We start from the raw sequence: 23,636 nt of genomic DNA, 5'->3' as shown, positions 1-23,636 counted from the left end.
GTGAAATTATAACATTATAAGGTAATGTTTTCTATCAACTCTATTTTCTGAGGAGTGACAATTACCGCATCAATCATGAAGTCAGCATCTAAAGCATTTTTTTTCATATAGACATGGACTGTTTTAATGAATTTTGATAGTTTTGAGGGAGTTATGTTTTGTACTGCAGATTCATAATCAAGTCCACTTTTAACTTCGATAAAATGGAGTACATTGTCTTTTGACGCGATAATATCTATCTCGCCAAAACGCGAGTAGAAGTTTTTCTCTATGATTAAGTAAGCATTATCTTCAAGAAACACAGAAGCTTTATCTTCTCCTATATTCCCCTTAGCTCTACTCATCTATGCGCTAATTATCTCAACTTGAATAGATTTAAACGCGGCAGTCATGATAAGAACATCACTTTTATCACCAAAAACATTGTTTAGTTTTGAGTCTTCATGGTGGAAAGTTGTGTAAAGAGTTTTAGGACGAACCTTGTCTGTAAACTTCACTCTTAACGGATTTGTTTGACCAAACTCAGTTTTAAGTATAACTTTTTCAGTTGTAAAATCTGCTGCATCGTCAGTATGAACGAGCAGCAGGTCTTCTGTATAGCGTTTAGCTAGCTTTTCTGTGTACTTTGTTTGTGCAGAGTTGTTATAGTGAGCCATTGCACGACCAGTTGTTAGGTGGTAACCTTTGAGTCTCTTGTTTAAAATCTCTTCAACCATGCCTGAAAGCTCGTAACCATGGTATCTAAATGCACCGATTCCATCTTGTGTTCTGAAATCTTCTCTATGAAGTACTGGAGTACCTGTTCCGTCTTCTTTGATAGGCCATGATATTCCTGCTTTTTCATTGTCGCGAAGAACCTTGTATGAAGCACCTGTAAATCTATTTGTAGCAGTTTTTCTTACATCTTCCCATATATCTTCTGAAGAGTTAAAGTCATAACCACCACCCATCTTTTCATCAAGAAGTTTAATAATTTCCCAGTCATCAGGTAAATCAGATTTTACTAAAGGAGTAGAGAGGTGCACTTTTCTCATCGCGTTTATATAGACACCAGTTTTTTCGTATATAGATTTAACACCTACGACGATGTCTGCGCGACGAGCGATATCAGTCATAAAAAGCTCTTGAACAAAGATAAGCTCTAAGTTTTCAAACGCTTTTTTTATTTTGTTAAGATTTGGATGGATATGTGTTAAATCTTCACCGATGTTAAGCACACCTTTTATAGTACCATCAATCATGCCATCAACCAACTGTGGAGTCATAAGTCCAACTTCTCTCGGTGCTTGATAATCTGGTGCATAGTATGGAAGCATACCCATGTCACATACACCTTGTACATTTGTTTGTCCGCGAAGAGGCATAACACCAGCTCCATCTTTACCAATGTTACCCGTCATAAGTGCAAGGTGAACGATGGCCATTACAGCATACGAACCATCGACATGTTCTGTAATACCTAGTCCCCAAAGAATTAAAGACTTTTTAGTCGCATACTCACGAGCAATCTCAGGAAGCATATCTGCTAAATACTCAAAACCTTCAACATCTCTAAAAAACTCTGGATTTGCATAAGGGTCAGCTAAAATACTTTCTTTAAAATGCTCAAAGTTTTTTGTTCTTTTAGAAATAAAATCTTTGTGATACAACTCTTCAGTGATAATAACATAAGCTATCATATTTAATACAAGTAAGTTAGACTCATGAGGAGCGACTACTTTATACTTTGAAAATTTATGTAGTTTAATTTCTCTTACATCAAAACAAGCGATTCCAGTACCATCTTGAGCAGCCTTTATCATACGATTTGCTACGATTGGATGTGCTTCTGTTGTGTTTGAACCCATTACTATCATAAACTCTGTTTTATAGATGTCATCAAATGGATTTGAAGCAGCACCTTCACCAATAGTAAGCCTCATACCTTTAAGTGATGGAGAGTGACAAACGCGAGCACAGTTGTCAACGTGTGGAGAGTTTAGTGTATAACGAGTAAATTTTTGGAAGTAGTAAGCAGACTCACAAGAACTTCTTGCTCCACCAAGTGAACAAACAGATTTTCTACCATGTTTTGCTTGAATATCTTTTAGCTTCATAGCTCCTGCAGTTGTAGCATTATCTACATCAGACTCATACCATGTATCATCTAAGTCTGTTAAACTGTCAGCTATTACTTCTTTAATATGAGGGTTTTTTTCTAAAAATGTTTTACGAATACGAGGTTTTGTAATACGTGCATTTGAATCAACAAAATCATATCCATATTTTCCTTTTACACAAAGGTTTCCTTCAGATGTAGCACCATCAGGGTGAGCAAATATTTTCTTAATTTTATTCTCTTTAGTATCGACATGAGCAGCGATATCACAGCCTACACCACAGTATGCGCATACACTATCAATTGTTACAATATTATCCATATTTTCCATCTCAAAATCCCTAGAATTTAATTAACGGAGTTTACAATCTTTTCTCTTAAAAACTTTGGAAGTAGATTAAGGGCACGAATGATTAAATAAAATCTAAGTGGAAAGACATATATTCTCTTGTTTTTCTCTATAGCTTTTTTTATTCTTTTGACACCATCTTGGGTACTTAAAATAAAAGGCATATTAAAATCGTTTTTATCTGTGAGTTCACTTTTTACAAATCCAGGTAGTATATTTATAACTTTAATACCATATTTATTATATTTGTATCTTATACCCTCAGCATATGCATTTAAGGCACGTTTAGATGAAGAGTAAACCTTCGAACTTGGCATAGATATAAGCGAAGCAAGAGAAGAAATAAATACTATTTTTCCTGACTGTTGTTCTTTGAATTTTGGAAGTAAAATTTCTAAGATTGCATGGTTAGAAAGTACATTTACATCATATAGATTTTTAAATTCGGCAATTGTAGGAATCTCATCTGAATGACCTAGTGAAATACCTGCGTTTAATATTACAATGTCAAGATTATTAATTGGTTTTATTTTTTCTTGTAAGGTTGTAAAGTCTGTTACATCTGCTACAATTATATCTATCGATTTTGTTATCTCAAAAAGTTCACTGCGCAGTTTAAAAAGTTTGTCTTCACGTCGTGCAAGAAGAATAAGTTCGTTTTGTGAAGAGGCATATTGACGGGCAAGCTCGGCACCAAGGCCTGAACTCGCTCCAGTGATTAAGATTTTCATTTAAATCTATACAATCCTAATCATAACAGGTCTTGCGTTTACAAAACTTTCTGCTTCAAGCTCGTTTATCATAGCTTGAACATTACTCTCTTTAGCAGTATGAGTAGAGATAAGAAGATTTGCACTTGTGTTTTCACTTGGACGTTGAAGCATAGTCTCTATGGAGATATTATGGCTTTCGTAAATTTTAGTAAGTTTTGCTAAAACACCAGCCTTATCACTTACATTTACACGTAAATAGTATTTTGATTCTATATTTTCCGTTGGCTTGAGAGTAAGTTTACTCCCTTCCATAGGTCTGTTAAATCCAAGCATAGGTGTTGATTTTCCACTTCTTGCAATGTCAATGATGTTCGCAACAACAGCAGAGGCAGTAGCATCCCCACCAGCTCCAGGACCATAGTAAAGTGTTTCACCAACTTTATCGCCAACAACAGAAATAGCATTCATAACACCGTCAATCTTTGCAATCATTTCTTCTTGCTTAATAAGACAAGCATGAACACGAAGTTCTACTTCATTTCCATCTTTCTTTGCGATACCTAGAAGTTTAATAGCATAACCAAACTCTTTAGCAAATGCGATATCTTCACTTCTAACATTGTCAATTCCCTCGATGAGAATATCTTCAGGTTTAGCATCAATTCCATAAGCAATAGAAGCTAAAATAAGAAGTTTGTGAGCTGCATCAAATCCACCAACATCAAAACTAGGATCAGCTTCTGCATAACCTAAGTCTTGAGATTCTTTTAGTATAGCATCATATGAAACGCCATTGTTTGTCATCTCTGTCATCATATAATTACAAGTACCATTCATGATTCCCATCATTGACTCTATATGGTTTGCTGAGAGTCCATCACGAAGAGCAGTAATAATTGGGATACCACCTGCAACTGCTGCTTCATATTCGAATGCTATATCTTTTGCTATATCTTGAAGTTCGTAACGGTGATAAGCAAGAAGTGCTTTATTTGCTGTTACAACTGCTTTTCCAGAGTTAAGTGCACGTTTAACAACTTCAAAAGGTTCTTCAATTCCACCCATAAGTTCTACAACAATGTCAATTTCAGGATCGTTTAGAATGTCATCTACATTATCAGATATGCTAATGTCTAGACCTCTGTCTTTGTTAAGATTTTTTACAACACCACTTTTAACAACTATATCTACACCAGCACGAGCAGTGATAACATCTGCATTATCTCTTAAAATCTCTGCAACGCTTGTTCCTACTGTTCCAACACCAATTATTCCGACTTTAATCATTATTTTCTTCCTGTTTTTCTTCATCTTGAAACTGTTTTAAAAAGTTTTTAATATTTTTTGCGGCTTGACGAATGCGGTTATCATTTTCTATGAGAGCAATACGAACATAACCCTCTCCATAAGCACCAAAACCGATACCAGGTGCTACTGCAACTCCAGCTTCAGTTAGAAGGCGTTTAGAGAATTCTAAGGAACCAAGGTGTTGTACACATTCTGGCATTTTTGCCCATGAGAACATACTTGCTTGATTCTTCTCAATATGCCATCCGGCTCTATCAAAGGCTTCTATGAGAACTTCCTGACGATGGTTATATTTGTCTGTAATGTCTCTTACACATTGCTGATCGCCATTAAGAGCTACAGTGGCAGCTACTTGAATAGGAGTAAACATTCCATAATCTAACCATGACTTGATCTTTTGAAGAGCACCGATAAGTTTAGGGTTTCCTACAAAGAAACCTACACGCCAACCTGCCATGTTATAAGATTTTGAGAGTGTGAACGATTCAACCGCTACATCTTTTGCACCAGGAACTGACATAATTGATGGTGTTACATATCCATCAAATGTGATGTCACCATAAGCAATATCTGAGATAATATAAAATCTCTTTTCTTTAGCCATAGCAACTAGGCGTACATAGAACTCTTGAGTTACTGTTGCCGTTGTAGGATTATGAGGAAAGTTTACTAGAACATACTTTGGTTTGGGAGAAGATTCTTTAAAAACCCTATCTAAATCTTCAAAAAACTTATCTTCATTTATACGAAACTTCTCATCAAATTCTATTCCAAATTTGACAACATTTCCACCAGCTAAAATAAATGAATATTCATGAATAGGGTAAGTAGGATCTGGAACAACTGCTACATCACCTGGGTTTGTGATAGCATAAGTTAGGTGAGCATAACCCTCTTTTGAACCCATAGTAGCAACACACTCTGTCTCAGGATTTAAAACACAGTCGTAACGTCTTTCATACCAGTCTGCTATTGCTTTGAGAAGTTTAGGTATACCTTTAGAAGTAGAGTAACCATGAGTCTTTGTTTTTTGGGCTGATTCAACAAGTTTCTCACGAATGTGCTCAGGAGTATCACCATCAGGATTTCCCATAGAAAAATCTATAACATCTTTCCCAGCACGGCGCTCTTTCATTTTTATGTCATTTACTTCTGCAAACACATACTTCGGAAGTCTCTCGACTCTGTTAAATCTTATCTCATCAAACATATTTAGCCCTCTAAGTTTATTCATGACATTTTATCAGAAAATATTTAGAATAAAATAATAGCTAAAAGTAACTACCGTGCAGAACTTGGAAATAGATGAAGAGAATCTCTGACATTTTTAAGAGTGTAGAGGTCTGATATTTTTATATATTTACTGTTTTGGGGAATATCTAAGTAGATTTTTCTAGATATATAGTTCTTTTTTGTGACCTTTAAAAGGTGTAAGGAAGAATCATAATATGCTATAGAAGGATACCAACTATTTTTACGTGAACTTCGAATAGTAAGCTCTTTAATCTTTGAAATATCTAACCAATGTGCATATATTGAGCGTTTTAGTTTAACATCTTGATTTGCGATTAGCTCTACTACATTGAGATACCCACGACTAATATCTATGACATATGTCCACTCAGAAAGAGAATTCATAGTTATATCTATGATTTTACAGCCTCTTTTAGTGAGTTCTTTATCAAGTATAAGTGGGTCTGTTGCATACTCTGAAGTAAGGTTAATATTCCAAGTGAATTCTGAAGCATCTAGGTTTGAAGCTGTTGTAACATAACGATAGTAACCTATGCTTCTTAGGGTATCTGCCATGATTTTTACAAAAAAGAGAGGTGCCCCACTTGTTTTAAAGTTTAGCTTTAACTCTCTAGGAGTATTAAAAAAGAGTTTAAGTAGACCATTTTCTTTGAGTGTTTCAATTACCTTTACCGTATTTACTCTCTCATTAACGAAAAAAGCTGTTTTAGGCTCAAAAATGACATCTATAAATTCTTTATTATTTTCATATGTTTTTTCATTTAAAAAACTTTTGATCTTGAGGGTAACTTCTTCATTTTTAGAGTCTATTTTAAGGGCTAATGCAGAATTGAAAAGAAGAAGTAGAAGTAGTAAGTGTTTTACCATTTACTACCTTTATTTAGCTCTTGGAACTTTAAATCGTTGATAGTAATTAGAGAACCATTTTCATATAAAAAACGTATATTTTTTCTTTCTCCAAAGTCTATTACATTTCCATTTACTGACATATCAATGTGTGGATGTCCAAATATTATTAACCAGTCGTTCTTGGGGTCTAGTTCTAATGTTTTAGTAAATGTTTTGTGGTACTGCTTGCCTGTTTTTAGGTTTATATAACCTATCCATACTTTTGATTTTGCGACTATTTTAAAAGATTTTTCAACTGTAATAGAACTTTTAAGAACATCTTTACTTAGAGAAGAATTTGCATCTTGTACAGTAAGATTTCCATCCTTTGTACTGCTTAGTTCAATTGGAATAAGGCTTTTTTCTAGTTTTATATTTTTATGAACTTCTTCTATTTTTGTACTGTCAATTTTGTGTTGAGGAAGAGTTTTTTCATCAAACATGCCAAAAGTATAAAAGAGTCCAAGAGTGAATAGTAAGAGCATGATGAAGAGATAAGAAGATTTTTTCTTTTTTGTATGCTTGGGTGCAACAAAAAGTCCATCATTAATAGTTTGTACATCTATCTCATCAAAATATTCAAGACCTTTTCTTTTTATAGATATAAGCTTATCACTGTATTCTCTCTCAAGAATAGAGATAAATCCTAAAAACTGGACACGTGAGAAAGAGTTAAAGGTACCACTTAGTAAGGCCCTTATATGCTGAACTGGTATGTGTGTATCTTCAGATATTTTTTGTATGCCTACTTTACCAAGTTTCTCTAACTCTGTTTCCATTATCTCATCCTATCCATTAAAATACCTGCAGCTACACTTACATTCAAAGAATCAAATTCATTCGCCATAGGAATACTGACTGCACAATCTAATTTAGAAAGTACACGAGCAGTAAGACCTTCACCTTCGCTACCTAAAACTAAGACTTTTTTTCTATCTATACGAGTCTCGCGAACATCCATACCGTTCATATCTGCACCATATATAGTAAAGTCAGACATTTTGAAATCATTCAAGACATCGTGAATATTATTTTGTATTGCAAAAGGCATATCATAAAGAGTACCAGTACTTGTACGTAAAATAGTCTCAAGAGGAAGTTGTTTAAGTCCACAAGCTACAATTGCATCAACTCCAAGAGCATAAGCACTTCTTACAATTGCACCGATATTTCCAACATCAGTTACACCTGAAAGAACCAAGATAAATTTTTTCTCAAAAAAGAAGTTATATGGTTGTAATTCGTAGTCATCTACCTCTGCTAAATACCCTTGGTGATTCGCATTCTTACACATTTTTTGTGCTGCTTCGTTAGGAACCCGTTTAACTTCAAAACCCATTTTCATAAGACGTGAATACTCTTTTTTTTCTAACTCTTTGGCTAGATAAAGTGTCTTTATTTTATTTGGATATTTATTTATTAGATAGTTTATTGGTTGTTTTGCATAAATTAACATAAGAGTATTTTATCTAAAAAAAGTGTTATATGGGCAAGTAAGTTTAAAAGTTTATGAAATGTTTATAGTTCCAAGAGTCTGTTATAGCATACTTTAGTATTTTCGCCGGTGATTTTACAGATGAGTTTAGCTTGTACTTTCTTTGGTAAATCAAGGGCTAATATATCTTTTTGACTGATGGCAGACTCAGTTTGAGATTCTCCAGCTGAGATAACTACTACCCACTCACCACGAAAGTTCCCATCTAGATTTGCTAGTGCTTGCGTCGCAGTACCTTTTAGATACTTCTGATACTTTTTAGTAAGCTCTTTCGCTAAAAATATTTCACGAGTTGGTTCTTCTGTTTGTATCTCTAAAAGAAGTTTTTCTAAACGGTGGGGAGATTCATATAAAACAGTAGTAAAACCATTATGAAGAGCACGAAGAAGTCCTGCACTGCGTGAACTTCCTTTATGGTCTAAAAAGCCAAGAAAGAGCATTTGCGTCTCTTCGAACCCACTGGCTACAAATGCTGTTAGTACTGCATTTGCTCCAGGGAGTATGTCAAACTCCACATTATTTTTTAAACAGTAGGCTACTAGAGCTTGACCCGGATCACTTACTCCAGGCATACCTGCATCACTTGCATAAACAACATTTAATTCAAAAAAATCTGGTGATAATTTTTCAATAAAATCTTTTTCATTGTGTGAGTGTAGAGAAATGAATTCTTGATCTTCTTTAAAGATAGTGTTGTAACGCTCTTTAAGTATATGGATAAGTTTTTTAGTAACGCGAGTGTCTTCGCAGAGGAGTATATCAGCTTCACTTAGAAGTGTAATACTTCTAAGTGAGATATCGCCTATGTTACCTATGGGAGTAGGAACTAGACTAAGCAAGAAAAATCTTGACTATTTTTTAGCGTAACGAGCGTTAAACTTCTCAATGCGTCCAGCAGTATCTACCATTCTTTCAGAACCTGTAAAGAATGGGTGACACTCACTACAAATGTCAATTTTAAGTGTATCTTGAGCCGCTTTGTTCTCAAAAGTGTTTCCACAAGCACATGTAACAGCACAAGTTACGAATTCTGGGTGTAAATTTTTCTTCATTTTTTTGCCTTTTGTTTCACGTCTAGGTGCGTGAAACTATATATTTTTTAAATCCGTATGGGGGCAGATTTTCGAGGTACCCCTTGAGGGTATTGACTGAAATTATATCTAAATATTTCTTAAAGAACTAAAGAGGAGCTTAGAGCAGTATTTTTGAAGCTACTGCCATCACTGCGGACTCCGAACGAAGAACCATCGGAGAGTCAAGTCTAAAGACTTCTTGAGTTTTTAAGAGCTCTTTCTCATTTTTAGAAAAACCACCTTCACAACCTATAAGAACTCTTTTAAAGTCACTCTCTCCACTTAAAATATTTTCTGTAAAATCAAACACTTTTGTATCTGGAAATTCTTGGATAAATGTACTTATATTTTTGTAAGTGTCAAACTCCATTATAGATGTTCTTCCGCTCTGTTGCATAGAAGCTTCTGCTATTCTCTCAAAACGTTTAAAGTCTAGTTTAAAGTTCTTTTGAGAGCGTTCACATAGAATAAAAGTGATTTTACTGACACCTATCTCGCATAGAGATGGAAGAACTTTTTCTATAGATTTTACATCTATGACACACCAAGCTAAATGAAGTTCTTTATGACTCTTTACTTCTTTTATCTTAGATGAAACTAAAGAAAGAGTAAGTGTTCTTCCATCTACTGAGTCTATTTTATAATGATAAAGAGTTTGTATCTTCTGTTTTGTTCTAAAGAGAAGCTCATCTCCTTCTTGGTGTCGACGAACTTTGATAAGGTACTTGTGAAGTTCCCCTTTTATGTGAATAGTCTCTTCTCCTGCATTATCGTGAAGTATGTAGATCAAACAAGCCACATCCATAATGAAATAAGTAAAAGCAATAAGAATTCTATTTGTAGAAGACGACGAGCGAAAGGTCTATAAGCATCAAATACTCCATCTTTAGTTTCATTCATATGTTTTAAGGACTTGATGCGTTTAACCTCTATGTATAGATAAATGAGAGCTATTACAATCATTATAATATTTTCAATGCTAAAGTCTAAATGCCTAGAGGCCATCATAATAATACCCGTAAAAACAACAGCTCCATAGGTAGTCAAAGTAAGAGGAACTAAAAAAATACTCATTAATCTTTTATAGTCTGATAACTCTTGTGTACTAATAAGAAGAAAAAGATTTAAAAATACAACTGCTAAAATAGCAACGCTAGTAAGAGAGTGAAGGGATAAACCCATAGTGTACATTTCATTCATAACGAAATTATAATATAATATGTCAACTAAACAAAGGGTACATAAAAATGGCAGTTACAATTGAGAAAGCATTAGAGCTTATTTATACAAATACAAAGCCAAAATCCCTGAAAATTATACCTATAGAAAATGCTCTTGGGTATATTTTGGCTGAGGGTATAGTAGCTTCACATAACCTACCAGCATTTGATAATTCTGCAATGGATGGATATGCTGTGAAGATAGAAGACTCGGCAAAAGTAGTATCTGTAAAAGAGACGATTTTTGCGGGTGATGACTTTAGAGGTGAACTTTTCCATGGTGAAGCCATCAAAATAATGACAGGTGCGAAAATTCCACTAGGAACACAAGCCGTTGTCCCCATAGAAGACATCACATGTGAGCAAGACGGTATACAACTCCCTGATAATCTTATCATGTCAAAGCACATTCGTTTTGCTGGTGAAGACATTAAAAAAGAAGTGTTACTTCTTGAGAGAGGCGAAAAACTAGATGCTCATCAAATAACTCTTTTAGCATCACAAGGGATAAGTCATATAAAGGTTTATAAAAAACCTCGTGTGGCGCTTTTTGCATCTGGAAATGAACTGAAGATGCACTTTGAAGATGTTACCGACTACCAACTTTACAACACTAATACTCCGACGCTTTTATCTCGTGCTCAAGAACTTGGCTGTGCAGTGGAGTTTATAGGAACTGCGCAAGACACTCTTGACGATATCCATGCTCACATAGAGTCCGCTCTTGATTGTGACTTTATCATTACTAGTGGTGGAGTGAGTGTGGGTGATGCTGATTTTACTAAAGAAGCATTTGGTGCATTTGGATACAAAATACTTTTTGACAAGGTCGAGATTAAACCCGGAAAACCAACAACTTTTGGAAAAATAGGCGAAACCGTAGTGCTTAACTTACCTGGTAACCCTTTAGCCGCAGCATTAAACTTCGAGCTTTTTGCTTCTTCTATCATCTATGCACTCTCTGGTGCAAAAGAAAAATTTATAAACCCCATAGTCGCTAAAATGAGCGATGATTATAAACTAAGAGCTGGACGAAGAAGTTTAGTCCCTGGTTTTTTTGATGGAGAGTATTTTACAGTATGCGAGCAGTTTGCACCGGGTATGGTATCTCCTCTCGCACATGGTAACGCTTACATCATGATAGATGCGGAGTGTGATTTTCTCGCTGAAGATAGTTATGTGAAAGTTATAAGCACGAAGTTTAACTTTACTGCAAAAGAACCAAAAAATCTAGTGAGTTTTTAATTCTTTTAGTCTAAGGATATAAAAATCTCTTTGTATGTCTTCTATGTTTTTAGAGTTCCAGTACTTTAAGAACATACTCTCTCCATTTGGACCTTTTCCATGTGTTAACCAGCGTTTCCAGATATAAACTTCAAAATCATCCATCTTGTATGTGTCTAGAGTGTTCTTCTGGAATTCCTTGAGTCTTCCTTGACCTTCTACTATAAGGGAACCACCATCATTTAAAAATGTGACAAGCGACTCTTTCGTATGAATGCCAATGACTTTCTCTCCCGTCCAGAAGTTTAAAGCTCCATACTCATTCCAAAAGTTTTGGTAGAGATTGTAATCTCCTAATGGTTGTTTAATGGCATTTTTCTGCACATACTCTTTTAGACCAACAACTTCCCCTTTTCCAAAAGACTCAAACATCAGTCCTAATGTGAGTAGTAATGGTACAAACGCGACACCAAGCAGAATAGGTGATTTTTTTAAGACATTTTTACTCTCTACAAATACAAACCAAAGGGTAAATATAAGTGTAAAAATAGCGATAGGGAAAAGAAGAGGTGACCACCACTCAGGCATAGGTGAAAGGTGAATATATAAAGCGATTACTAGTAGAGGAAGTATAGATAAAACTATACTAGAGAGACGCATCATCCAGATAAAAGTTTTCTCATACTCTTTAATATAAGCTCTGAAAAATACATAAGCCATCAGCATTGTTGCATTTACTATTGGAAGTGCATAGATATCTCCACGGTAAGGATGTATTGTGAAAAAGGCTAAAGTAGGAAGAGAAATTGAGAGTCCCAGTTTTATAAGTCGTCTCTCTTCATCATTTAAAACTTTTACTTTACTCAAGAGAGCTTTATAAAAAGATAGTAAATATGCAAAGATGGCAACAAACATCCAAGGAGCTAAAAAATAGGTAAAGATTGGAAAAAAAGCTGTAGTCCATGGTACACCATTTGCACCCTTACTCAAAGACTCTCTTAGGATATAAGTCTCTATAAAAGCATCTCCGTCATAGATGAGTATAGGCGCATAACCAAGAACACCAATACCAATACCAAAAAGAAGGGCTGTCCAACTTTTTAGATTTGTGATTTTACTTTTGAATTGACTTGTCATGATCCAGTATAAAAAGACACTAAACGCAAGAAAGACACTATAAGCTGGTGATTTTAACCAGCCAGTAAGACCTATAACTCCCCATAAAAGAAGTTCAGTAATAAAACTTTCATCACTATCTAACTTGTTTAAGAGGTAAAGAACAACCCCATAACACACGACGAGTTCTGTTTCCATTTGAGAGGCAAAAGAGTGTGAGTAAACACCAACACTAAGTACTACACTAATGGAATAGAAAAATGCCCAGCCTTTGTCAGATAAAGATGAGAGAAGAAATCTATAGAGTAAAATACTAAGAAGAATGAGCCCTAGAAAGTTCATATAAACTATGGCAAACATACTGTTAGTTCCAAAAATAAAAAAACCAATTCTTAAAAAGATAAAGTGTAGAGGTCCTTTGTAGTAATCACTCTCATTAAAAAGAGTTTGCATAAACCAATGCCCATCACGATGCATCTCTAAAGCTTGAGCCATATATGTTTTTTGATCACCAGTTGTTGGTAAATACATCTCTTGCATAAAGTAAAGGTAAACAAGAGAAATGATAAATATTAAAGATGTTTGGGGGTATTTTAAAAGAAGCGTTCTTAGACTATTCATCTAGTTAAACACTTAGAGGGTTTATAAACTTTTCATTTCTTTTCATTTTTTCGAAAAGTTGATTATCTTTAAAGTCGTCAAGAACAGCTTTTGAGAAAACGATATCTTCAAGGTTTATAACTCCCATTTGAGTAGAGTAAGCGTCTTCTTTAAAACATTGTGCATAACCAGTTTGTGTTTCATGAACTATGACAGAGTTGAGTTTTACTTCTTTTTCACCATTTACTGTTGAGGTAAGTTGTAAAAGTTTATCTATGATGACATATAAAACACGAGAGATTTGTTCTGCTGATGGAGAAACAGGTAGTTGCAACCATCTTGCTGAATGCTTTTTCATATCTTCAAGGTATGAAGTATCATCTTCGCTCCATAAACTCACAGCATGATCAAAACTTTCAATCAAATCTTTCATATTCTGTTTCATAAGACCAAAGTCATAAACCATTTGACCATTATCTAGAAAGTTCGATTCAAAAAGAAGTTCAATTCTATAAGAGTGACCATGAAGAGAGCTTCTACATTTTACGGTTGAGCAACCACGAACTACATGTGCGTTTTCAAATTTAAAAAGTTTACGAATTATCATCTATACACCCTTATTGATATCCCAGATTCTGATATGAAGTCTATCACTAAAATTATAACCTTTTACTTTACAAAATTCTATAAGAGGTTCGGTATTTAGCTCCACTTCTTCTTTATTCCCACCAAGAGGCATACAATATACCTTGGTTTTAGGAGAGTGCTGTAGTATTTCTGACAACTCTTCTTCTAGTCCTAGGTTAATGGATTCAGCATCAATTGAGAACTTGAAAAAAGCATCTTTGGCATTTGAAGCGATGTTGTAAATAGTGTCTCCACGGACTCTTTTACTAAGAGGTTCATGAGAGTTACTGAGTTTTACAGAAAGAGCAAAGAAACACTCCCTATAAACTGGGTATTCATCAAAATCAACATTTAGAGAGCCGTTTGTTTCAAAGGTTATATTATGGCCATTTTCAACTAGAACTTCTAAAAATTTTATAAAAATTGGATCATTAGCATATATAAGAGGTTCTCCACCAGTTAAAACTATGTCTACGGCTTCTGGCAATTCATAAAGATTGAGTACGTTTAAAAGCTCTTGAGCATTTTCTATACTTGCCCAGTTTTTTGAGAAGTGTTCTTTACTTACGGCATAAACAGTATCGCAGCCTAAGACTTCTGTCCCATCATCTGTTTTTTCAATGCAGCCGAAACCTTCGCACTTCATATTGCATCCGCCAAAACGAAAGAAAAGTGAAGGGGTACCGACATACTTTCCCTCACCTTGAATAGAGTAAAAGTGTTCTACTAGGTAAATCAACGATCAGCCACCAGTCTCATAAAATGCACGAGAAGAAACTTCATCATCTTCACCACCCCAACGATTTTTCTCGGGTTTTGTGCGAACAACTTCTTTTAAAACAAGAGCTGCACCTTTAATGTCACCGCGTTTGATAGACTCGGAGATGCTCATGGCCTCATCAAAGTAAAGACAAGGAATTAAGTTACCCTCGGCAGTTAAACGAATACGGTTACATTTTTTACAAAAGTCATCCGCATAAGGTTCAATGATCCCAAATTTATAACCATCACTCATTTTATAATAATGAGAAGGGGAAGTTCCATCAAATCCTTCATCAGTAAACTCATACTTTTCTTTTAAAATATCTAAAAGTTCAGGAGATTTCAGACCAGCGATACCTTCTTTTGCAAATTTATTTTCCATATACTCTATAAATCTTATAGTCATATTTTTACTCTTACAGTACTCTAAAACCTCTATGATTTCATTTGCATTGACTGTTTTCATAGGAACCATATTTACTTTTACTTTAAGCCCAACCTTAAGAGCTTCTTCCACACCTTCTAAAACATTTTTAAGAACATCTTTTCCAGCTATATCTTTGGCAACACTTGGGATTAAAGTGTCTATACTTACATTGATGCGTTTGAGCCCTGCATCTTTAAGTCTTTGAGCAGTTCCTTTAAGTAAAAAAGCATTTGTAGTCATAGCAAGATCGATAGTAGGTTCGTAATCGTATATCATTTTTATGAATTTATCTAAGTCTTCACGAAGAAGAGGTTCTCCACCAGTGATACGGATTTTTTTGATTCCCTCATCAATAGCAACTTTCATAAACTCAAAAAGCTCTTCAAAACTTAAAAGATTTTCTTTTGGAACCCATGAAAAAGGCTTTTCTGGCATACAGTATTGACATCTAAAATTACAGCGTTCTGTGACTGAAACTCTTAGGTAGTCAACCACTCTATCATAGCTATCTATTAACATTACTATCCCTATCACTCATTTATTTTGCTATTATAGCCATAAGAGTTGAAAATTTCTTTACCTTTTTTTGTTATACTCTCACATGAGATTTCGTCAACTAAAAAAACAAACAGCAAAAGTACAAAAAAAAATTCCAAAAGTACTCTATGCTTCTTACCCTCTAAAAATAAAAGCTTTCATTACAGATATGTTTATGATTTATGCACCTATTCTTTACATCATTACCTATTTAGTCTTGGATGGAAAAGAAGATTTCCAAGCTTCTCAACTAGCACCTTTAGTTGGTGTAAGTATTTATGGGCTTATTTATTCTATACTACTTACTATAAGTGGACAAACACCAGGAAAAAAAGCTTATGGAATTAAAGTAGTTGATAATAGAACATTTAAAAATATTTCATTTATAAAAGCAGTGCTACGATTCATCGCGTTTTTGTTTTCTGCAACTATAGTCGTTGGTCTACTCTTACCTTTTTATAGAAAAGATAAAAAAGCATTGCATGACGTGTTGTGTTCTAGTGTAGAGATTTTAGAATAAGTTTCGTTGTTATGAGTAACATTCCCTTATCAATGATATGTTTCTTCGAAAAATTAGTATGCATTTAAGTTACCACTCCAGATTACAAAAGTATGAGCGAATTGAGATACTCTATAGATAACTATATAGTTAAATACAATTCGAGACGATTACACTCTGCTCTTGGAAATAAAACTCCTAATGAGATTTACGATAGCTTCATCACTAGTTTAAAGTTACAAAATCAAGAGTTACTAGAAGTAGCATAATAAGTGAAATAAGAATCTTGGTTTAAGTGGTCTTGACATATGGGGATGTAATATATAATTAATGTATTGACTAAACATCTACAATTATGACATAATAGACTATAAATTACTAGAAAAGGTGAATTTTGAATAAGCAGATAAATTGGAATGAAGAGAAAAATCAACTTCTGCAAATTCAAAGAGGAATTAGTTTTGAGATGGTTTTGGAAAAACTCCTAAAAGGAGAGATAATTGGAAGAAAATCTCATCCAAATAGTAATAAATATCCAAATCAAAAGATATTTATTTTAGAACTTGATGACTACATCTGCTTTGTTGCTTTTGTAGAAAATGACACAGAGATTTTTCTAAAGACCATCATTCCTAGTAGAAAACTAAATAAAGAGCACAAAGGAGATAGACATGAATAGTGATACAAAATATCTTGATAATGAAGAGCTAGAACTCTTAAAATCATTAGAATCCGATGAGTGGACAAATGATACAATCAATACAGATGAAATAAATGAGTATAAAAACTATGCTAAATATACAAAAGCTCTTCAAGAAAAAAAACAAACTACTATTAGATTTGCAGTAAGTGACCTAGCTATCATAAAAGCCAAGTCCAAAGAACTAGGAATAGGTTATCAAAACCTAATACAGCTTCTAGTTCATAACTATGCTACTGATAAAATTAAAATTGCTCTATAGAAAATATTAATAAAGTGGAAATAATCACAAGAGTGATGTAGTTACAAGGGCTGATTGAGGAAGTGTGCGGTAGTACATGACGAATGAAGCAACGCAGTAGATGCATTGCTATTGTGACTTATTTTATTTTTGTGGTGTTACGTACATGTTATAGTAACGACCTTCAAACTTAGGTGGCTTTTCCATAACACCTATGTCTTCAACCATTGGCCAAACACTTAAAAGAACTTCTCTACCCGCTTGAGGATTAGCCATTTCACGACCTCTCAAGAAAACTCTAAACTTAACATGAAAACCTTTTTCTAAAAACTCTCTTGCGTGCTTAACTTTATATGCAACATCATTCTCAGCAATTTTCACAGAAAGCTTAATTTCTTTAACAACAATCTTTACTTGATTTTTACGTTGTTCTTTAAGTTTTTTCTCTTCTTGGTATCTGTATTTGCCGTAATCCATAATCTTAGCAACAGGTGGCTTTGCATCAGGAGCAATAAGAACTAAATCTTGACCTAGTTCATTCGCTTTTTCCATAGCATCATCAATTGAGATAATTCCTAAAGAATCTCCCCCATCTATACTACATCTTAATTCAGTTGCACGGATATCGTCATTCATTATTACACGGTTTTTCTTTTGGCTCAAAAATTTACCTCATTTACTTTAGTTTGTATAAGTGTAAGAAATTCTTCTTCACTTAGGTTATATTGTTCTCTTGTTCTTCTATCACGAATAGCTACAGTTTTATTCTTTATCTCTTCATCACCAATAACAACAATCATTGGAACACGAGTTTTTTCAGCCACACGAATTCGTTTATTTAACGAATCATTCCTAGCATATATCTCACTATCGGTGTTAATGTCAATAAGTTTATCTGATAATTGCTTAGCATAATCTTTATGCACATCTGCGACAGGTACAATTGCAACCTGTGTTGGAGCGATAAACATAGGAAATTCACCAGCATAATGCTCAGTTAAAATTCCAATAAAACGCTCAAATGAGCCAAGAATAGCACGGTGAATCATAACAGGTTGTATCTTTTCGTTATCATCTCCATTATACTCTAGCTCAAAACGTTCAGGAAGATTAAAATCTAACTGAATTGTTCCACATTGCCATTCACGACCAATAGCATCCGTAATTTTAATGTCGATTTTAGGACCATAAAAAGCTCCGCCACCTTCATCTATTTCATATGGCAGTGAGTTTTTATCCATTGCATTTTTAAGTGCTTGAGTTGAGAGTTCCCATACTTTATCATCACCAACAGCTTTTTCTGGACGAGTAGAAACCATCATTTTATAATCAAATTCAAATGTAGACATAATTTTGTCGACAAAATCAACTACTTCAATAATTTGTTCTTCTATCTGATCTACAGTACAAAAGATATGTGCATCATCTTGAGTAAATTCACGTACTCTAAATAGACCATGCAGGGCACCAGTAAACTCATGACGATGGACTACACCATATTCAAAATATTTTATTGGTAAATCACGGTAAGAGTGAAGTTCATCTTCATATACTTTAATATGTCCAACACAGTTCATTGGTTTAACACCAAATTCTACATCATCAATACTAGTAAAATACATATTTTCACCATAGTTTTGATAGTGCCCTGATGTTTTCCAAAGGTCACTTTTTAACATTTCAGGACCACGAACTGGCTCATATCCGCGTTTACGGTGTGCTTTAAAGAGAAGTGATTCTAAACGTGCACGAAGACGTCCACCAGCTGGAAGCCAGATAGGAAAACCTGCTCCAACTTCTTCACGGAAAGTGAAAAGTTTCATTTCATTTCCAAGTTTACGGTGGTCGCGTTTAGCAGCTTCTGCTAACATTTCCATATGTGCTTTTAATGATTCTTTGTCTGCAAATGCAATACCGTAAATACGAGTAAGCATCTCATTTTTAGAATCTCCACCAAGATACGCACCTGAAACCTTTGTAAGTTTAAAGTAACGGATAAGACCAATAGAAGGTAAATGAGGTCCACGACATAAATCTTCGAACTCACCTTGCTTGTAGATAGAAACAGTCTCATCTGGAATTCTCTCCATAACAGCAAGTTTTAAATGGTCATCTGCGAACTTTACTTTTGCTTCGTCCATTGAAATTTCGTATTTTTCTATTGGGTATTTTTTCTTTGCAAAAGAAAGCATTTGCTTTTCAATCTTTTTAAGGTCACCCTCACCTATCTCAGTTTGCGTTTTAAAGTCATAGTAAAAACCCTCTTTTACAGTTGGTCCGACATAGAATTTAGCATCTGGATAAAGTGACTTTATAGCCTGTGCCATTAAGTGTGCTGTTGAGTGACGTAAAACTTCTAATGAATCTTCAGAATTATCAAGGTGAATTTGCTCACCTTCAAAACCTAATTGTTCAGCAGTTTGTAAGTCAATAATTTGATCATTATGTTTTATTGCGATTGCATTCACTAAAAATTTCCTTTTATAATTCTGTTTTTAAAATAGCACCATTTGATGCGTTTGAAACTAAAAGTGCATAACGCTTAAGCCATTTTGATGTTACATGATTGATATGCGGAGTCCATTTAGCACGACGCTCTGCAATAATCTCTTCGCTTACATTAAGTTGTAGTAAGTGAGCATCTGTATCTAACTCTATCTCATCACCATCTTCAATAAGAGCTATCATACCACCCTCAGCAGCTTCTGGAGAAACGTGACCTATAGATGCACCACGAGTAGCTCCAGAGAAACGACCATCAGTTATAAGAGCAACTGACTCGCCAAGGCCCATACCCATGATAAGTGAAGTAGGAGCGAGCATCTCTTGCATACCTGGACCACCTTTTGGACCCTCATAACGAATAACAACAACATCGCCAGACTTTACTTGATGTCCCATAATTCCAGCTATTGCTGCAGGTTGAGAGTTAAAACAAACCGCTTTTCCTTTGAACTGTCTCATATTTCCTGCGATACCTGCAGTTTTAACAACAGCACCCTCAGTTGCAAGATTTCCAAAAAGAATAGATAAACCACCAACTTGAGAATAAGCATTTTCATTTGTATGAATAATATCTTCATCTAAAATCTCACAGCCTTCAATACGCTCTGCTAAAGTCTCACCTGTAATCATAAGAGAATCAAGGTTTAAACTGCCGCTTCGTTTAGAAACTTCACACATTACTGCGTTTACACCACCTGCACGATTAACATCATCCATGTGAACATCACTTTTTGATGGAGATATTTTAGCGATGTGAGCTACTTTATGTGCAATCTTGTTAATGTTTTCTATCTTGTATTCTATATCTGATTCTCTTGCTATCGCTAAAAGATGAAGTACTGTGTTTGAACTTCCACCCATTGCCATGTCTACAACAAATGCATTATGAATTGCTTTTTCATTTAAAATGTTTTTCATTCTAAACTTTTCATTGTTTTCCATCTTAGCTAGTTCAACTATACGACGAGCTGCTTTTTTAACTAGTTCTATACGCTCGGGAGTCATCGCTAAAATAGTTCCATTACCAGGAAGTGCGATACCCATAGCTTCACATAGAGTGTTCATAGAGTTTGCAGTAAACATACCTGAACATGAACCACCTGATGGACAAGCTTCACACTCTATCTCATAAAGTTCTTCATCTGTCATCTTACCTTCAGCATGTTTTCCAACAGCCTCAAACGCAGTCGCAAGGTCAATAGGAGTTCCATCTTTCTTATGTCCAGCAGCCATAGGACCACCTGAAACAAATATAGTAGGAACATTAACACGTAGTGAACCCATAATCATACCTGGAACAATCTTATCACAGTTAGGAATACAAATCATCGCATCTAGTTGGTGTGCGTTCATAACAGTCTCAATAGAGTCTGCAATAATTTCACGTGAAGGAAGAGAGTAAAGCATACCTTCATGACCCATAGCTATACCATCGTCAACACCAATAGTGTTAAAAACAAATGGCACACCACCAGCTTCTCTGATAGCCTCTTTTACAATCTCTCCATATTCATGAAGAAAAAAGTGACCAGGAATAATGTCAATATAGCTGTTGGCAACACCTATAAATGGCTTGTCAAAATCTTCATCTTTAAGACCTGTTGCACGTAGCAAAGAACGGTGAGGGGCTTTGTCAAAACCTTTTTTAATAATATCACTTCTCATAAATAATCCTTTATCCATCTCATATGTATTTAGTTTATAAAGGTGATTATAGCACTATTTTCATAATTTAAACTAAAAAGACTTTACAAACAAAAAAGTATCGGCTATAATTCCACCTCACTTACCGATTTATCGTGTAAGAGTATGGATGCGGGAGTAGCTCAGCGGTAGAGCATAACCTTGCCAAGGTTGGGGTCGCGAGTTCGAACCTCGTCTCCCGCTCCATTTTTTAATTTATTATTATAAACTGTGATTTCATTCACTATGCCCGGATGGCGAAATTGGTAGACGCAGGGGACTTAAAATCCCCCGGTAGCAATACTGTGCCGGTTCAAGTCCGGCTCCGGGCACCATTGACATGAAAGATAACTGGTGCCATCGCCAAGTGGTAAGGCCGCAGCCTGCAAAGCTGCTATCCCCAGTTCAAATCTGGGTGGCACCTCCAGTTTTATAGTTCTAAAACATATCGTTACAAACACGTGGATCTTTGGCAGAGTTGGTCGAATGCACCGGTCTTGAAAACCGGCGAGGGTTACACCTCCCAGAGTTCGAATCTCTGAGGGTCCACCACTTACTTCAATAAACCCCTATAATAGCTACTTTAACAAAAATCAAAAAAACAACAAAGAAACAACCTGGAAACAATCAAGAAACATAAATTATTATACAAATACTACAAAATATTTAATTTTAATTAATAATTATTATTATTTTTGTAAAAGATTTGGCAAAAAAATAGTCAAAAAGAGTTTAAGAAGTTCTAATTTAGACTACGCTATGCTTGAAAGAGACACAATTATGGAGTTTTTAATGCACAAAAAGCATCAATCTGGTTGGTTAATTCAAGATACAAGCACATTTAGTTCAGATATTAATGATAAATTGACATTAATTGCAAAGAATTATGAAGTTTATCCCAATCAAGATGGGGAAACAATGCAAGGTGCAGAAGTTAAAAAAGCAGAATTAATGTCTACTCCAATAGAAAATGTTTCAATCAACATAAATTCAAAGAATGATATGTGGAATGATATATGGGAAAATATAGATGTTAAGCTAGAAGAATTTTTGGCTGAGATACAAGACCAAAGACATATGGTAGACAACACAATCAAGAATATGAAGAGTGGTTTTAAATATTTAAATTTATTTTGTGTTAAAGATACTGTACCAACTTTGGAATTCTATAAAGATGTTCAGAAAAAAATGAAAGTAATGCCTTTTGATTACTTACGTGCAAAGAAATGGAGAGGAAAAGATATTAGTTGGATTATGAATAATCTTCCTAAGTCTGACTATCAAACTATTAAGCCTACTACAATTAATAAGCATATAAATTTTCACAAACAATTTTTTGAGTGGCTTGAATATAATGATAGTAAATACACAACAGATATGAAGAAGTTAAAAACATTATGGGAAGATGATACTATTGTGAAGGAAGAGTATCAGCCAGAGGATTTAAATTTAATTTTCAATTCTGATATAAGTCAAGACTTGAAAGAATTTTGTTTGGTTGCACTTTTTACTGGATTGAGAATTTCAGAAATCAGTAATTTAAAGAAAGTTAATATCAATACAGATATAAATTTTATAGAAGTGTTTGATGGGAAAACAAAAAATGCTATAAGGGCAATTCCCATCCATAATAAGATTCAGAAAATTTTAGAAAAGAGAATAAAGTCAAGATTTGAGTTCTTATTTTTTGAAGGAAATTCTTCTGCAAATTCTAAAAAGCTGAACAGATACTTGAATAAAATTATTACTGACAAGTCAAAATCATTTCACTCATTCAGAAAAAATTATAGTCAATTTGATTTGAGAAGAACAATCCAAGTTTTCTAGAAATTGAATGGTTTAAAAATTTAAAGAAAGATTATAATATTCCAAGTTTAAATGCGGTTAATAGGCGATGGCTAGATTATGCCTATGACATTATAGTTAACACTAATAACATTAAAATCAGATATCAATACATTCAAGAGTTCAATCAAAAACATACTAAAAAGTATAAAGGTAATTTTCTTAAAAGCCTTAAGCCTAATCGTCCAGATAACAGAGTAAATATCTATGATAAATCAAATAAAGAAAAATTAGGTGGAGATTTAACCAGAGTAGAGTTCACTATTGATTTTAAAAGTAAACATAGAATCTCATTTGATATTTTTGATGATACTAAGAAATTTAGAGAGATACTAAGTCAAAGGTTAAGTCAGTATAATTTATTCATAGATGACAAAATATTTGATTTTGAATCTGCAATAATTTTAAATAAATAATATTTATGTCTCATTTGTCTAACTTAGATTTTTCACAACTAAACACCCGATAGATA

At 34.3% G+C, this 23,636-nt stretch carries 24 protein-coding genes, 4 tRNA genes and 1 pseudogene; 10 read left to right on the top strand and 19 right to left on the bottom strand.

The features are described from left to right. Nucleotides 1-14 precede the first annotated feature (14 nt). The 12 genes from HOG88_RS02215 to HOG88_RS02160 all read right to left on the bottom strand — a co-directional run bounded on the left by HOG88_RS02215 (nucleotide 15) and on the right by HOG88_RS02160 (nucleotide 10,378). Nucleotides 15-344, bottom strand: a complete 330-nt coding sequence (locus HOG88_RS02215; RefSeq protein WP_295002666.1) for a YraN family protein — start codon at nucleotides 342-344, stop codon at nucleotides 15-17. Beyond that, complete coding sequence (locus tag HOG88_RS02210) at nucleotides 345-2,420, bottom strand: molybdopterin-dependent oxidoreductase (RefSeq protein WP_295002686.1); 2,076 nt, start codon at nucleotides 2,418-2,420, stop codon at nucleotides 345-347. A gap of 26 nt (nucleotides 2,421-2,446) precedes the next feature. Further along, nucleotides 2,447-3,178: an SDR family NAD(P)-dependent oxidoreductase gene (locus HOG88_RS02205; RefSeq protein WP_295002664.1), complete on the bottom strand. Its 732-nt coding sequence runs from the start codon at nucleotides 3,176-3,178 to the stop codon at nucleotides 2,447-2,449. Between the two features lie 6 nt (nucleotides 3,179-3,184). After that, nucleotides 3,185-4,447 carry a homoserine dehydrogenase gene (locus tag HOG88_RS02200; protein ID WP_295002662.1) on the bottom strand — a complete coding sequence of 421 codons (1,263 nt, stop codon included), beginning with the start codon at nucleotides 4,445-4,447 and terminating at the stop codon, nucleotides 3,185-3,187. Beyond that, complete coding sequence (locus tag HOG88_RS02195) at nucleotides 4,440-5,678, bottom strand: LL-diaminopimelate aminotransferase (RefSeq protein ID WP_295002684.1); 1,239 nt, start codon at nucleotides 5,676-5,678, stop codon at nucleotides 4,440-4,442. The genes HOG88_RS02200 and HOG88_RS02195 overlap by 8 nt, the downstream gene beginning before the upstream one ends. A 71-nt stretch (nucleotides 5,679-5,749) precedes the next feature. Continuing rightward, a complete protein-coding gene (locus tag HOG88_RS02190; protein ID WP_295002660.1) occupies nucleotides 5,750-6,589 on the bottom strand; it encodes a hypothetical protein in 840 nt (279 codons plus the stop codon). Further along, nucleotides 6,583-7,389, bottom strand: coding sequence for a hypothetical protein (locus tag HOG88_RS02185; protein ID WP_295002658.1), 807 nt, complete (start codon nucleotides 7,387-7,389; stop codon nucleotides 6,583-6,585). Before HOG88_RS02185 ends, HOG88_RS02190 begins: the two co-directional genes overlap by 7 nt. Continuing rightward, the gene (gene rlmB, locus HOG88_RS02180; protein ID WP_295002656.1) at nucleotides 7,389-8,066 is read right to left on the bottom strand and encodes a 23S rRNA (guanosine(2251)-2'-O)-methyltransferase RlmB; all 678 of its coding nucleotides are present in this window, start codon (nucleotides 8,064-8,066) and stop codon (nucleotides 7,389-7,391) included. The genes HOG88_RS02185 and rlmB overlap by 1 nt, the downstream gene beginning before the upstream one ends. Nucleotides 8,067-8,128: 62 nt before the next feature. Further along, nucleotides 8,129-8,944 (bottom strand): 16S rRNA (cytidine(1402)-2'-O)-methyltransferase, encoded by an 816-nt coding sequence (gene rsmI, locus HOG88_RS02175; RefSeq protein WP_295002655.1) that lies wholly within the window; start codon nucleotides 8,942-8,944, stop codon nucleotides 8,129-8,131. Nucleotides 8,945-8,956: 12 nt separating this feature from the next. Next, complete coding sequence (gene rpmE / locus HOG88_RS02170) at nucleotides 8,957-9,157, bottom strand: 50S ribosomal protein L31 (RefSeq protein ID WP_295002654.1); 201 nt, start codon at nucleotides 9,155-9,157, stop codon at nucleotides 8,957-8,959. A gap of 139 nt (nucleotides 9,158-9,296) precedes the next feature. Continuing rightward, a complete protein-coding gene (locus HOG88_RS02165; protein WP_295002653.1) occupies nucleotides 9,297-9,977 on the bottom strand; it encodes a 16S rRNA (uracil(1498)-N(3))-methyltransferase in 681 nt (226 codons plus the stop codon). Then, nucleotides 9,965-10,378, bottom strand: a complete 414-nt coding sequence (locus HOG88_RS02160) for a hypothetical protein (RefSeq protein ID WP_295002651.1) — start codon at nucleotides 10,376-10,378, stop codon at nucleotides 9,965-9,967. The genes HOG88_RS02165 and HOG88_RS02160 overlap by 13 nt, the downstream gene beginning before the upstream one ends. A gap of 47 nt (nucleotides 10,379-10,425) precedes the next feature. On the opposite strand from HOG88_RS02160, the gene HOG88_RS02155 reads away from it, so the two are divergent. Further along, nucleotides 10,426-11,643 (top strand): molybdopterin molybdotransferase MoeA, encoded by a 1,218-nt coding sequence (locus HOG88_RS02155; RefSeq protein WP_295002649.1) that lies wholly within the window; start codon nucleotides 10,426-10,428, stop codon nucleotides 11,641-11,643. Here the strand turns inward: HOG88_RS02155 and HOG88_RS02150 are convergent. From HOG88_RS02150 to moaA, 4 genes are read right to left on the bottom strand one after another with little or no spacing between them, the layout of a single operon-like run. Further along, complete coding sequence (locus HOG88_RS02150) at nucleotides 11,629-13,359, bottom strand: hypothetical protein (RefSeq protein ID WP_295002647.1); 1,731 nt, start codon at nucleotides 13,357-13,359, stop codon at nucleotides 11,629-11,631. The genes HOG88_RS02155 and HOG88_RS02150 overlap by 15 nt on opposite strands. Before the next feature lie 4 nt (nucleotides 13,360-13,363). Next, nucleotides 13,364-13,945 carry a 6-pyruvoyl tetrahydropterin synthase family protein gene (locus HOG88_RS02145; RefSeq protein ID WP_295002645.1) on the bottom strand — a complete coding sequence of 194 codons (582 nt, stop codon included), beginning with the start codon at nucleotides 13,943-13,945 and terminating at the stop codon, nucleotides 13,364-13,366. Then, nucleotides 13,946-14,704, bottom strand: coding sequence for a 7-carboxy-7-deazaguanine synthase QueE (locus HOG88_RS02140; RefSeq protein ID WP_295002643.1), 759 nt, complete (start codon nucleotides 14,702-14,704; stop codon nucleotides 13,946-13,948). 3 nt (nucleotides 14,705-14,707) lie between these two features. Next, entirely contained in the window at nucleotides 14,708-15,673 is a 966-nt protein-coding gene (gene moaA / locus HOG88_RS02135; protein WP_295002642.1) for a GTP 3',8-cyclase MoaA, read from the bottom strand. Nucleotides 15,674-15,755: 82 nt separating this feature from the next. Here moaA and HOG88_RS02130 point away from each other — a divergent pair, with 82 nt between their 5' ends. The 4 genes and pseudogenes from HOG88_RS02130 to HOG88_RS02115 all read left to right on the top strand — a co-directional run bounded on the left by HOG88_RS02130 (nucleotide 15,756) and on the right by HOG88_RS02115 (nucleotide 17,152). Next, nucleotides 15,756-16,211 (top strand): RDD family protein, encoded by a 456-nt coding sequence (locus HOG88_RS02130; protein ID WP_295002641.1) that lies wholly within the window; start codon nucleotides 15,756-15,758, stop codon nucleotides 16,209-16,211. An 89-nt stretch (nucleotides 16,212-16,300) separates the two neighbouring features. Beyond that, nucleotides 16,301-16,459: pseudogene (locus tag HOG88_RS02125) on the top strand (integrase core domain-containing protein); the annotation flags it as partial. A gap of 125 nt (nucleotides 16,460-16,584) precedes the next feature. Then, nucleotides 16,585-16,869: a DUF4258 domain-containing protein gene (locus HOG88_RS02120; protein WP_295002639.1), complete on the top strand. Its 285-nt coding sequence runs from the start codon at nucleotides 16,585-16,587 to the stop codon at nucleotides 16,867-16,869. Continuing rightward, nucleotides 16,862-17,152 (top strand): hypothetical protein, encoded by a 291-nt coding sequence (locus HOG88_RS02115; protein WP_295002637.1) that lies wholly within the window; start codon nucleotides 16,862-16,864, stop codon nucleotides 17,150-17,152. Before HOG88_RS02120 ends, HOG88_RS02115 begins: the two co-directional genes overlap by 8 nt. A gap of 123 nt (nucleotides 17,153-17,275) precedes the next feature. On the opposite strand, the gene infC is transcribed toward HOG88_RS02115, so the two are convergent. The 3 genes from infC to ilvD are packed head-to-tail and all read right to left on the bottom strand — an operon-like array spanning nucleotide 17,276 to nucleotide 21,301. Next, complete coding sequence (gene infC / locus HOG88_RS02110; RefSeq protein WP_295002635.1) at nucleotides 17,276-17,794, bottom strand: translation initiation factor IF-3; 519 nt, start codon at nucleotides 17,792-17,794, stop codon at nucleotides 17,276-17,278. Then, complete coding sequence (gene thrS, locus HOG88_RS02105; protein ID WP_295002682.1) at nucleotides 17,791-19,566, bottom strand: threonine--tRNA ligase; 1,776 nt, start codon at nucleotides 19,564-19,566, stop codon at nucleotides 17,791-17,793. Before thrS ends, infC begins: the two co-directional genes overlap by 4 nt. Before the next feature lie 46 nt (nucleotides 19,567-19,612). Continuing rightward, nucleotides 19,613-21,301: a dihydroxy-acid dehydratase gene (ilvD, locus tag HOG88_RS02100; protein WP_295002633.1), complete on the bottom strand. Its 1,689-nt coding sequence runs from the start codon at nucleotides 21,299-21,301 to the stop codon at nucleotides 19,613-19,615. 150 nt (nucleotides 21,302-21,451) lie between these two features. On the opposite strand from ilvD, the gene HOG88_RS02095 reads away from it, so the two are divergent. The 5 genes from HOG88_RS02095 (at nucleotide 21,452) to HOG88_RS02075 (ending at nucleotide 23,146) form a co-directional block, all read left to right on the top strand. After that, a tRNA-Gly gene (locus HOG88_RS02095) sits at nucleotides 21,452-21,526 on the top strand. A 41-nt stretch (nucleotides 21,527-21,567) separates the two neighbouring features. Continuing rightward, nucleotides 21,568-21,654: transfer RNA gene (locus HOG88_RS02090), tRNA-Leu, on the top strand. 18 nt (nucleotides 21,655-21,672) lie between these two features. Beyond that, nucleotides 21,673-21,746: transfer RNA gene (locus HOG88_RS02085), tRNA-Cys, on the top strand. A 36-nt stretch (nucleotides 21,747-21,782) separates the two neighbouring features. After that, a tRNA-Ser gene (locus HOG88_RS02080) sits at nucleotides 21,783-21,871 on the top strand. A gap of 207 nt (nucleotides 21,872-22,078) precedes the next feature. After that, nucleotides 22,079-23,146: a tyrosine-type recombinase/integrase gene (locus HOG88_RS02075; RefSeq protein ID WP_295002631.1), complete on the top strand. Its 1,068-nt coding sequence runs from the start codon at nucleotides 22,079-22,081 to the stop codon at nucleotides 23,144-23,146. Nucleotides 23,147-23,636 lie beyond the last annotated feature (490 nt).

This window comes from Sulfurimonas sp., assembly GCF_018698455.1.
Classification (GTDB): Bacteria; Campylobacterota; Campylobacteria; order Campylobacterales; family Sulfurimonadaceae; genus Sulfurimonas.
The sequence above is the reverse complement of the archived record's forward strand: the minus strand, read 5'-3'. Positions and strand labels throughout refer to the sequence as shown.